Genomic DNA, 12575 nt, shown 5'->3' on the forward strand with positions numbered 1-12575 from the left:
TGATCGTTGTTGGTCCATCATTGATCAGTGAGACTTTCATCATCGCTCCAAAGATATACTTATTTCTATAAAAAAAAGAAGCCTAACATTAAGTTAGACTTTTAAATAACATATTAGAGCTTCTTTTTATAATTAACCAATTTTTTTGTAAACATCAACGAATTCTTGAGCTAAGTCAATGCATAATAATGATGTCATTAAGTGGTCTTGAGCATGTACCATTAATAAGCTTAATGGTGCTTTTTCTCCTCTAATTTCAGCTTGAATCATTTCAGTTTGTGAATGATGAGCTTCATTAACTGCTTCTTTAGCGTTTCCTAAAGATTCTTCAGCTTTTTCGATATCTCCAGCTTTTGCATATTGAATTGCTTCGATAGCTGAACTACGTGCGCTACCAGCATTAACAATTAAGTTAATTACGATTTGTTCTTGTTGATCCATTTTTATTATCTCCTTCTATAAACAAATATTCAGACTACTTACATCTGCACTATTATTTTATCAAAGTCATATCTATTATTCAAGCGCTTTCGTTAGATAAAGCACTATTTTGAACAAAAAGTCATTTACTACAAATAAGAAACATTCGTAATAAAAAATGATTAAATATAAAAAGGTCCCGAAGGACCTTTCGTTAAAATTATTATTCAATAATTTCAGAGATGTTTCCAGAACCTACAGTTCTACCACCTTCACGAATTGAGAATTTAGTTCCTTGTTCAATTGCGATTGGGTGAATTAATTCAACTGTTAATTCTACAGTATCTCCAGGCATTACCATTTCAGTACCTTCTGGTAATTCGATTACACCAGTAATATCAGTAGTTCTGAAATAGAATTGTGGTCTATAGTTAGCGAAGAATGGTGTATGACGTCCACCTTCATCTTTACTTAATACATATACTTGACCTTTGAATTTAGTATGTGGATGTACTGAACCAGGTTTAGCTAATACTTGTCCACGTTGAATTTGATCACGGTTGATACCACGTAATAATACACCAATGTTATCTCCAGATTCAGCATAGTCTAATAATTTTCTGAACATTTCGATACCAGTAGCAACTGTTTTTTGAGTTTCTTTGATACCAACGATTTCTAATTCGTCATTTAAGTTTAATTGTCCACGTTCTACTCTACCTGTAGCAACAGTTCCACGTCCAGTGATTGTGAAAACGTCTTCTACTGGCATTAAGAATGGTTTATCAACGTCTCTAGTTGGAGTTGGGATATAAGTATCTACAGCTTCCATTAATTCGTCGATAGCTGGAGTCCATTTAGGATCTCCTTCTAATGCTTTTAATGCTGATCCTCTGATTACTGGAGTATCATCACCTGGGAAGTCATATTCATTTAATAATTCACGAACTTCCATTTCTACTAAGTCGATTAATTCTTCGTCATCAACCATATCGCATTTATTTAAGAATACGATGATGTATGGAACACCTACTTGACGAGATAATAAGATGTGTTCTCTTGTTTGTGGCATTGGTCCATCAGTAGCAGCAACTACTAAGATAGCACCATCCATTTGTGCAGCACCAGTGATCATGTTTTTGATGTAGTCAGCATGACCTGGACAGTCAACGTGTGCATAGTGACGAGTTTCAGTTTGATATTCTACGTGTGCAGTGTTGATTGTGATACCACGTTCTTTTTCTTCTGGAGCAGCATCGATTGAAGCATAATCCATTGCAGCAGCTTGTCCTTTTTTAGCAAGACAAGTAGTGATTGCAGCTGTTAAAGTTGTTTTACCATGGTCAACGTGACCAATAGTTCCGATATTTACATGCGCTTTAGAGCGGTCAAATTTTTCCTTAGCCATTGTTAAGGTTCCTCCTATTTTTTAATTTTTTACAATAAACATTCTAGTTTATTTGTTCGAAAAAATCAATATTTATTTGATTTTAATGTAGATTATACATTTCCACCATTTTTCTTGATGATTTCTTCTCTAATTGATTTAGGTGCAGCTTCGTATCTATCAAATTGCATTGTATAGTTTCCACGACCTTGAGTAAATGATCTTAAATCAGTTGCGTATCCGAACATTTCTGATAATGGTACAGATGCTTGAACTGAAACAGCATTTCCTCTTTCTTCTTGTCCTTCGATCATACCACGTCTAGATGAAATATCACCCATAACGCTACCTAAATATTCAGAAGGAGCAGTTACTTCTACTGCCATAATTGGTTCTAATAATACAGGACCACATTTTTTAGCAGCATTTTTAAGTGCTAAACTTGCAGCTACTTTATATGCCATTTCTGATGAATCGACATCATGGTAAGAACCATCAAATAATGTAGCTTTTACGTCTAATACAGGGTATCCAGCAATCATACCAGTTTCAAGTGCATCTTCAAGACCTACTTTTACTGAGTTGATATATTCTCTTGGGACAGCCCCACCAACGATAGCATCAACGAATTCAAATCCTTTACCTTCATTAGGTTCAAATTTGATCCATACGTGACCGTATTGTCCACGACCACCAGATTGTTTTACATATTTACCTTCACATTCAGCTGCTTGAGTGATTGTTTCACGGTAAGCAACTTGTGGAGCACCAACGTTAGCTTCTACTTTGAATTCTCTTTTTAAACGGTCAACGATTACGTCTAAGTGTAATTCACCCATACCAGCGATAACTGTATCTCCAGTTTCAGGGTTAGTAAATGTTTTGAATGTTGGATCTTCTTCAGCTAATTTAATTAAACCATTACTTAACTTATCTTGATCTTGTTTAGTTTTTGGTTCGATAGCTAATTGGATAACTGGTTCAGGGAATTCCATTTTTTCAAGGATAACGAAATTCTTTTCGTCACAGATAGTATCCCCAGTTGTTGTGTTTTTGAAACCTACAGCTGCAGCGATATCTCCAGCGTAAACTTCATCAATTTCATTACGTTTGTTCGCATGCATTTGAAGAATACGACCTAAACGTTCTTTTTTATCTTTTGTAGAGTTTAATACATAACTTCCTGATTGACATGTACCTGAATATACACGGAAGAAAGTTAATTTTCCTACGAATGGGTCAGCCATGATTTTGAATGCTAATGCTGAGAAAGGTTCATCATCTGATGCATGTCTTTCTACTTCATTACCATCTTCATCAGTACCTTTGATTGAAGGAATGTCAGTTGGTGCAGGTAAAAAGTCAATTACTGCATCTAACATTGGTTGAACACCTTTATCTTTGTAAGCTGAACCACATAATACTGGGAATAATTCTACAGCTAATGTTCCTTTACGGATTGCTGCTTTAATTTCTTCTTCAGTAACTTCTTCACCTTCTAAAACTTTCATTAATAGATCATCATCATAAGTTGCTGCTTGATCTAACATTTTAGCACGGTATTCTTCAGCTTGAGCCATATATTCTTCAGGAATTTCTTTGTAAATTACATTTTCACCTTTTGCTCCTTCAAAATAAACAGCTTTCATTTTAATTAAGTCAATGATTCCTTCGAAAGTATCTTCAGCACCGATAGGTAATTGAATTGCAACACCTTGTACTCCTAATCTCTTTTCTAAAGATTCTAATGACATAATGAAATCTGCACCTGTTGCATCCATTTTATTAGCGAATACAATACGAGGTACACCATAAGTAGTAGCTTGACGCCAAACTGTTTCAGTTTGTGGTTCTACACCAGCTTTTGCATCTAATACAGTTACAGCACCATCTAATACACGTAAAGAACGTTCTACTTCGACTGTAAAGTCTACATGGCCTGGTGTATCGATAATGTTAACACGATACCCATTCCATTGAGCAGTTGTAGCTGCTGAAGTGATTGTGATTCCACGTTCTTGTTCTTGTTCCATCCAGTCCATTTGTGAAGCACCTTCGTGAGTTTCACCAATTTTGTGGATTTTACCAGTGTAATAAAGGACACGTTCAGTTGTTGTTGTTTTACCAGCATCAATATGAGCCATGATTCCGATATTACGAGTCTTTTCTAACGAAAATTCACGAGCCATTTGTTTTCTCCCTTCAAAATTTTAGCCGTTATATTACCAACGGAAATGAGCGAATGCTTTATTAGCTTCAGCCATTTTATGAGTATCTTCTTTCTTCTTAACAGAAGCACCTGTTCCGTTTGAAGCATCAATAATTTCGTTTGCTAAACGATCAACCATAGTTTTTTCGTTTCTTAAACGAGAGTAGTTTACTAACCATCTTAAACCTAAAGTCATTCTTCTTTCTGAAGAAACTTCAACTGGTACTTGGTAGTTAGCCCCACCAATACGTCTTACTTTAAGTTCAAGAACTGGCATAATATTGTTAATTGCTTGATCAAAGACTTCCATAGCTGGGTTTCCAGTTTTTTCTTCTACTTTTTTAAACGCATCATATAAGATGTTTTGAGCAACACCTTTTTTACCATCTAACATAATGTTGTTGATAAGTTTAGAAATAGTTTTAGAGTTATACACTGGATCAGGTAGAACGTCTCTTTTAGCAACTCGTCCTTTTCTTGACATATATATTTCCTCCTATAAGTATTAATTAAGCTTTTGGTTTTTTAGCACCGTATTTAGAACGTGCTTGTTTACGATCGTTAACTCCAGCACAGTCCATTGTACCACGGATAATATGGTAACGAACCCCTGGTAAGTCTTTAACACGACCACCACGAATTAAAACAACACTATGTTCTTGTAAGTTGTGTCCAATTCCTGGAATATATGCAGTTACTTCCATACCATTTGATAATCTAACACGGGCATATTTACGTAAAGCCGAGTTAGGTTTTTTAGGTGTCATAGTAGCAACACGAGTACACACACCACGCTTTTGAGGTGATTTAGTTGATGTAGCTTTTTTAGCTAATGAGTTATAACCTCTATTTAAAGCAGGTGAATTTGATTTTGTTGTTTTATCAGTACGACCTTGTCTTACTAATTGGTTAATTGTAGGCATTTCTTTCTCCTTTCTTGATAACACACAATACCGGGTGTTTCATATTTAATCAATAAATATTGCACCCAATCAGGGCACTGACAATATATTATAGTATTAAAATGATAATGTCAACAAAAAAATTAAAAAATATAAAAAAAATAGGCCTAAGCCTATTTTTTTATAATTGATCTCCAAGATTTTCATGATTATCATCTAATAAATCATATTTAGCAAGTTCAGCTGCTTTTGCTTCTTCAGCTTCTTTTGCTAATGTTTCAGGTGATTTTAAAGGACCTCTAAATCCTGTACCAGCTGGTAATAATTTACCAATTAATACATTTTCTTTTAATCCTTTTAACATATCTTTCTTACCTTTAATTGATGCATCAGTTAAGATCTTAGTAGTTTCTTGGAATGATGCTGCAGATAAGAATGAATCAGTTTCAAGAGATGCTTTAGTAATACCTAATAAGATTGGTCTACCAACAGCTGGATGTTTTCCTTCTTTTAATGCTTCTCTATTTAATTCAGTAAATTGAGTTACATTAACATGTGTTCCAGGAAGTGTTCCAGTATCTCCACCTTCAACAATTCTAATTTTCTTCAACATTTGTCTTACGATAATTTCGATATGTTTATCAGAAATTTCGATACCTTGAATACGATATACTTTTTGAACTTCTTTAATAATATACTTTTCAACAGCTTCTGTATCAGCTACATTTAATAATTCTTTTGGATCAATAGAACCTTTAGTGATTTTATCACCAATACGTACTTCATCACCAACATTAACTCTTAATTTTGCACCATATGGAGTTAAGTAACTTCTTGTTTCTAAATCGTTAGAAACAACAACTTCCATTCTTCCTGCATTATCAATAATATTTGATACTTCACCATCAATTTCAGAAATAATTGATTTAGCTTTTGGATTACGTGCTTCAAATAATTCTTGAATACGAGGTAACCCTTGAGTGATATCGGCACCACCGGCAACCCCACCATCATGGAAAGTACGCATTGTTAACTGAGTACCTGGTTCACCGATTGATTGTGCAGCCATAACCCCAACAGCTTCACCTAATTCAACAACATTACCTGTTGCTAAGTTACGACCATAACATTTTTTACAAACTCCGCCTTTAGCAACGCAGCCAAGAACTGAACGAATTTCAACTTCTTTAATACCTGCATCACAAACAACTTTAGCGTTTTGTTCAGTAAAGATTTCACCTGCAGCAACTAATAATTCTTTAGTTTCTGGATGGTAAACATCTTTTTGTGAATAACGACCAACTAAACGGTCATATAATGGAACAATTACAGTATTGTCATCTGTATTGTATAATTCAGTAACAACGAATCCTCTATCTGTTCCACAATCTTCTTCAGAAATAATAACTTCTTGAGCAACGTCTACTAAACGTCTTGTTAAGTAACCTGAATCGGCAGTCTTTAAGGCTGTATCTGTAGAACCTTTACGGGCACCGTGTGTTGAAATAAAGAATTCTGATGCTGTTAAACCTTCACGGAAGGCAGACTTGATTGGTAACTCGATTGTTTCCCCTTTTGGATTTGACATCAATCCACGCATACCTACTAACTGAGTGAAGTTAGAAAGTGATCCACGGGCACCTGAATCAGACATGATGAAGATTGGGTTACGATCATCAGCTTCGAACTCTTGACGAACGACTTCTTGGACTTCATCTTTAACACCAGTCCATAATTTGATTACGCTTTGGTATCTTTCTGCTTCAGTTAATTTACCTTTATTATAGAAAGTTTTAATTTGTTCAAGTTTTTGATCTGCTTTATCAAAGATTTCAAATTTAGCTTGTGGCACTTGGATATCATAAGCAGATACTGTAATACCAGCAATTGTTGAATATTTAAATCCTTGGTCTTTTAACTTATCAAGCATTAAACTTGTATCAGTTAATGCAGATTGTTTGAACACTTCATCAATGATGCTTCCTAATGCTTTTTTACCTAATGGTTTAACTGGTTGTTGAGCAGCAATATGTGATTTAATATCAGTTCCCATTGGAACAAAGTATCTATCAGGTGTTCCAGATAAGTTTTCTTTACCTGGTTCATTGATAAATGGGAATTGTCCATCAAAGATATCATTAAAGAAAATTTTACCTACAGTAGTAATTAAATAACTGTTATTTTGAGCTTCTGTAAATGTTGCATTGTGTAATGCAGATGCTTTAATAGCAACTCTTGTATGAAGATTTACAGTTTTAGCAAAATATGCATGATCAACTTCATTTCTATCAGCAAAGACAGTACCTTCACCAATTGCTCCAACATCTTCTAATGTTAAGTAGTAGTTACCTAACACCATGTCTTGGGATGGAGTAACGATAGGTTTACCATCTTTAGGACCTAAGATATTTGTTGATCCTAACATTAATTGTCTTGCTTCTTGAATTGCTTCTTCACCTAATGGTACATGGACAGCCATTTGGTCCCCATCGAAATCGGCATTGAACGCTGGAGTTACTAATGGGTGAAGACGAATAGCACGCCCTTCTACTAATTTAGGTTCGAATGCTTGGATACCTAATCTATGAAGAGTTGGCGCACGGTTTAATAATACTGGATGTGCTTTGATAACTTCTTCAACGATTGGCCAAATTTTATCATCCATTTTATCAATTAATCTTTCAGCTGCTTTAATATTTGTAGCAATTTCTTGATCAACTAAACCATGGATAACAAATGGTTTAAATAAGCTTAATGCCATTTCACGTGGAATACCACATTGATACATTTTTAAGTCTGGTCCTACAGCGATAACTGAACGTCCTGAATAGTCAACACGTTTACCTAATAAGTTTTGACGGAAACGTCCTTGTTTACCTTTTAATGTATGGCTTAATGATTTTAACGCACGTCCACCAGCACCAGTAATTGGTTTAGAACGACGACCATTATCAATTAAGGCATCAACAGCTTCTTGTAACATACGCTTTTCATTTTGAACGATAATAGAAGGTGTTCCAAGTTCTAATAATTTTTTCAAACGATTATTACGAGTAATAACACGTCTATATAAATCATTTAAATCACTTGTCGCAAAACGTCCACCATCTAATTGTAACATAGGTCTTAAATCAGGTGGTATAACTGGTAATGCTTCAAGAATCATCCATTCAGGTTGATTATCAGAAGATCTAAATGCTTCAATAGCTTCTAATCTCTTCAATAATTTAGTACGTTTTTGTCCTTGAGCTTCTTTTAATTCTTTAGATACAAGTTCAAATTCTGCATCTAAATCAACTTGTTTTAATAAAGTTTGAATCGCTTCAGCCCCAATTTGAGCTTCAAATGTATGACCAAATTGTTCATAACATTTACGATAATCTCTTTCAGATAATACTTGTTTGTATTCTAAAGGTGTAGTTCCTTTATCAATAACAACATAAGAAACAAAATAAATAATTTCTTCTAGTTGTTTTGGTGACATATCTAAGATTAATCCCATTCTTGATGGAATACCTTTTAAATACCAAATATGTGCTACTGGTGTAGCTAATTCAATATGTCCCATACGTTCACGACGTACTGCAGATTTAGTAACTTCTACACCACATCGATCACATACAACACCTTTATATCTAATTTTCTTATATTTTCCACAACTACATTCCCAATCCTTAGATGGTCCAAAGATTCTTTCACAGAATAGACCATCTTTTTCAGGCTTTTGAGAACGATAGTTAATCGTTTCAGGTTTTTTTACTTCACCATAAGACCATTCACGAATTTTTTCAGGAGATGCTAATCCAATTTGGATTGATGAAAATTTATTAGTATTTGCCATTTTCTATTCCCTCCTTATAATGATTCACTTTCTTCAGTTTCAACTAATTCTTCAGATTTCATAGCATCAGTAACAACTTCTTTTTCTTCGTTTACATCTTCTTTTTCAATTGATCTTGGGAAACGTCTTTCTTCATCTTCGATATTTCTTTCATCAATTTCTTGATCATTTTCATCTAATAAACGAATATCTAATGCTAATGCTTGTAATTCTTTCTTTAATACTCTAAATGATTCAGGTAATCCTGGTTCTGGCATTGGTTGTCCTTTAACAATAGCTTCATATGTTTTAACACGTCCAACAACATCATCAGATTTAACAGTTAAGATTTCACGAAGTGTATAAGCAGCACCATAAGCTTCAAGTGCCCAAACTTCCATTTCCCCAAATCTTTGTCCACCGTTTTGAGCTTTACCTCCAAGTGGTTGTTGAGTAACTAATGAGTAAGGTCCTACTGAACGTGCATGTAATTTATCATCAACCATGTGTGATAATTTAACGAAGTACATAATACCTACAGATACAGGAGAATCAAAATATTCACCCGTACGTCCAGAAATAACAGGTTGTTTTCCATCTTCATTCATTCCTGCTTCTTTCATTAATGCTTCTAAGTCTTCACGATGTAAACCATCGAAAGCAGGAGTAGCAATATATAAACCTAATTGTCTAGCTGCATAACCTAAATGTAACTCTAATACTTGTCCGATATTCATACGAGATGGAACCCCTAATGGATTTAACATGATATCTAATGGTGTACCATCTTCTAAGTGTGGCATATCTTCGATTGGTAAGATTTTTGAAATGACCCCTTTATTACCATGACGTCCAGCCATTTTATCTCCTTCAGAGATTTTACGTTTTTGAACGATATAAACTTTAACAACACGGTTAACACCTGGTTGTAATTCATCACCATTTTTACGATCAAAGATTTTAATATCATGAACGATACCAGCCCCACCATGAGGAACTCTTAATGAATTATCTTTAACTTCTCTTGACTTTTCACCAAAGATTGCAAGTAATAATTTTTCTTCTGCTGATAATTCAGCTTGACCTTTTGGAGTAACTTTACCAACTAAGATATCTCCTTCTTTAACTTCAGCACCAATCATGATGATACCATCACTATTTAAGTTTTTACGTGCTTCATCCCCAACGTTAGGGATATCTCTTGTAATTTCTTCAGGTCCTAATTTTGTATCACGACATTCAATTGAATATTCATCAATATGAATAGATGTATATACATCTTCTTTTACTAATCTTTCAGACATAATAACGGCATCTTCGTAGTTATAACCATTCCATGTCATGAAACCAACTAACACGTTTTGTCCTAATGCTAATTCACCTTGTTCCATTGCTGGACCATCAGCTAATACTTGACCAACAACAACTTCTTCTCCAACTTTAACAATTGGTTTATGGTTGATACAAGTTCCTGCATTTGAAATAGCAAATTTTGTTAAACGATATTTGTGAACAACTGCTTCATCATCCACGATTTCAATACGTTTAGCATCTACATAACTTACAGTACCGTTATGTTTACTTACTAAAGCTGCTCCAGAATCTCTTGCAGCTTGATATTCCATACCTGTCCCAACAAATGGTGTATGTGGATTTAATAAAGGTACAGCTTGACGTTGCATGTTGGCACCCATTAAAGCACGAGTTGCATCATCGTTTTCCAAGAATGGAATACATGAAGTGGCAACAGAAACGATTTGTTTTGGAGAAATATCGATAAAATCAACATCTTCTCTTTTAGCCATAATATTTTCACCTAAATGACGGGCGATAACTTGTTCATCTAAGATTTCACCTTCATCAGATGTTTGTACATTTGCTTGTGCAATAATGTAATTTTTTTCTTCATCAGCAGTTAAATAACGTACATCGTCTTCATCGATAACACATTTATTAACTTTACGATATGGAGTTTCAATAAATCCATATTCATTGATTTTAGCATAAGATGCTAAAGTTGAAATTAACCCGATGTTTGGACCTTCAGGAGTTTCGATTGGACAAATTCTTCCATAATGGGAAGCATGTACGTCACGGACTTCATATCCTGCACGGTCTCTTGATAAACCACCTGGCCCTAATGCAGATAAACGACGTTTATTTGTTAATTCGGCTAATGGGTTAATTTGATCCATGAATTGTGATAATTGTGATGACGCAAAGAATTCTTTCATTGCGGCAGTTAATGGACGAATATTTGTTAAAGATTGTGGTGTTACTGAATCCACTTCAGATAATGACATTCTTTCTTTAACAACTCTTTCCATTCTTGATAATCCAATTCTGAATTGGTTTTGAATTAATTCACCTACAGAACGTACACGTCTATTTCCTAAATGATCGATATCATCTAATAAACCTATACGAGCCATATGAGATACTCTATCTTCAGGTGCTAAATCATAAGAATTGAAAATATCAACTAAGTTTAACATATATGAATATGCTGCAATCATGTCAGAGATTGTAACATATTTACAATTTAATGATAAATCTGTACCAATTACTTTCATAACTTTAGTACGTGATTCATCAACATAAACATGAACTACTTGTAATACACCATTACTTTCTAATCTAGGATTAGTTTTCATTTCAACAGTGTGTGCACCTGCTTCAAAAACAGGTCTTAATGTATCAATAACTTCATTTGTAATAACTGTTCCTTTTGTACAAACAACGTTACCATCAATATCTTTAACATCTTCAGCAAGAACACGTCCTGCAATACGATCTAATAAACTTAATTTTTTCTTAAATTTGAAACGACCAGCTTTAGCTAAATCATAACGTTTAGGATCAAAGAATCTAGTATATAAAAGGCTTGTAGCACCTTCTAATGTAGCAGGTTCTCCTGGTCTTAATTTATTATAAATTTCAATTAAAGCTTCTTCTGTGTTTGTTGTATTATCTTTTGCTAAAGTGTTCAAAATAAATTCATGATCACCAAAAACATCAATAATATCTTCATTACTAGAAAGTCCTAAAGCACGTAATAAAACTGTTCCTGGGATTTTTCTATTACGGTCAATACGAACATTTAAAACATCTTTTGCATCATTTTCGAACTCTAACCAAGTCCCTCTTGATGGGATAATACTACCTTCAAAGACAGTTTTACCACTTTTATCAATGGCATCAGCAAAGTATGCCCCTGGTGAACGTACTAATTGAGATACAATAACACGTTCTGCCCCATTAATAATGAAAGTTCCTGAATCAGTCATTAATGGGAAATCACCCATAAATACTTCTTGTTCTTTAATTTCACCAGTTCCTGAATTGATTAAACGTAAAGTAGCACGAATTGGTGCTGCATAATTTGCATCACGATCTTTACTTTCGTTTACGGAATATTTTGGTTCATCAAAGGCACAATCAACAAATTCTAATGATAAAGTTTCATTAAAGTTTGTAATTGGGTAGATATCATCAAATACTTCTTTAATTCCTACTTCTTTAAACCATTTATAGGAATTTGTTTGAATTTCTACTAAATTTGGTAACTCTAAAGATCCTGAAATCCTAGAGTAATTACGACGAGTAATCTTGCTTTTTGCTGTAGTTGTATGCTTTTCCACGAATTAACTCCACCCTTCTTTATCTCTATTAAACTGTTTTTGAGCGCACAAAAACGCTTGATTTTAAATATTAATAGTCATTATTGTATTTTAGATAAAGGTTTCAAAAAAGTCAATACCTTTTTTTATAAAAAATAAAAATCTAAAGTGAAAAGTTAAATTCCACTTTAGATATGACAAAGTGGATTTTAGTCTT

7 protein-coding genes are annotated in these 12575 nt (G+C 34.0%); all 7 read right to left on the bottom strand.

Annotated features, from left to right (window positions below; genetic code table 11):
• Nucleotides 1–132 precede the first annotated feature (132 nt).
• The 7 genes from HUU89_RS13785 to rpoB all read right to left on the bottom strand — a co-directional run bounded on the left by HUU89_RS13785 (nt 133) and on the right by rpoB (nt 12379).
• Nucleotides 133–441, bottom strand: a complete 309-nt coding sequence (locus HUU89_RS13785) for a PTS lactose/cellobiose transporter subunit IIA (protein ID WP_022002421.1) — start codon at nt 439–441, stop codon at nt 133–135.
• 202 nt (nt 442–643) lie between these two features.
• Nucleotides 644–1828, bottom strand: a complete 1185-nt coding sequence (gene tuf, locus HUU89_RS13790; RefSeq protein WP_032089391.1) for an elongation factor Tu — start codon at nt 1826–1828, stop codon at nt 644–646.
• A gap of 92 nt (nt 1829–1920) precedes the next feature.
• The gene (gene fusA / locus HUU89_RS13795; RefSeq protein ID WP_117783348.1) at nt 1921–3996 is read right to left on the bottom strand and encodes an elongation factor G; all 2076 of its coding nucleotides are present in this window, start codon (nt 3994–3996) and stop codon (nt 1921–1923) included.
• Between the two features lie 33 nt (nt 3997–4029).
• Nucleotides 4030–4500, bottom strand: a complete 471-nt coding sequence (rpsG, locus tag HUU89_RS13800; protein WP_022002418.1) for a 30S ribosomal protein S7 — start codon at nt 4498–4500, stop codon at nt 4030–4032.
• A 25-nt stretch (nt 4501–4525) separates the two neighbouring features.
• Nucleotides 4526–4939 carry a 30S ribosomal protein S12 gene (gene rpsL / locus HUU89_RS13805; RefSeq protein ID WP_022002417.1) on the bottom strand — a complete coding sequence of 138 codons (414 nt, stop codon included), beginning with the start codon at nt 4937–4939 and terminating at the stop codon, nt 4526–4528.
• Between the two features lie 160 nt (nt 4940–5099).
• The gene (gene rpoC / locus HUU89_RS13810) at nt 5100–8759 is read right to left on the bottom strand and encodes a DNA-directed RNA polymerase subunit beta' (RefSeq protein WP_032089401.1); all 3660 of its coding nucleotides are present in this window, start codon (nt 8757–8759) and stop codon (nt 5100–5102) included.
• A gap of 14 nt (nt 8760–8773) precedes the next feature.
• A complete protein-coding gene (rpoB, locus tag HUU89_RS13815) occupies nt 8774–12379 on the bottom strand; it encodes a DNA-directed RNA polymerase subunit beta (protein WP_052010783.1) in 3606 nt (1201 codons plus the stop codon).
• Between the last annotated feature and the right edge of the window lie 196 nt (nt 12380–12575).

It is taken from the genome of Faecalibacillus sp. H12 (genome assembly GCF_013361255.1).
GTDB classification, from domain to species: Bacteria; Bacillota_I; Bacilli_A; order Erysipelotrichales; family Coprobacillaceae; genus Faecalibacillus; species Faecalibacillus intestinalis.

What these genes read in the sequence shown, in the direction of transcription:
- HUU89_RS13785 (WP_022002421.1), bottom strand. Translation starts at nt 441, where the DNA reads ATGGATCAACAAGAACAAATCGTAATTAACTTAATTGTTAATGCTGGT.
- tuf (WP_032089391.1), bottom strand. Translation starts at nt 1,828, where the DNA reads ATGGCTAAGGAAAAATTTGACCGCTCTAAAGCGCATGTAAATATCGGA.
- fusA (WP_117783348.1), bottom strand. Translation starts at nt 3,996, where the DNA reads ATGGCTCGTGAATTTTCGTTAGAAAAGACTCGTAATATCGGAATCATG.
- rpsG (WP_022002418.1), bottom strand. Translation starts at nt 4,500, where the DNA reads ATGTCAAGAAAAGGACGAGTTGCTAAAAGAGACGTTCTACCTGATCCA.
- rpsL (WP_022002417.1), bottom strand. Translation starts at nt 4,939, where the DNA reads ATGCCTACAATTAACCAATTAGTAAGACAAGGTCGTACTGATAAAACA.
- rpoC (WP_032089401.1), bottom strand. Translation starts at nt 8,759, where the DNA reads ATGGCAAATACTAATAAATTTTCATCAATCCAAATTGGATTAGCATCT.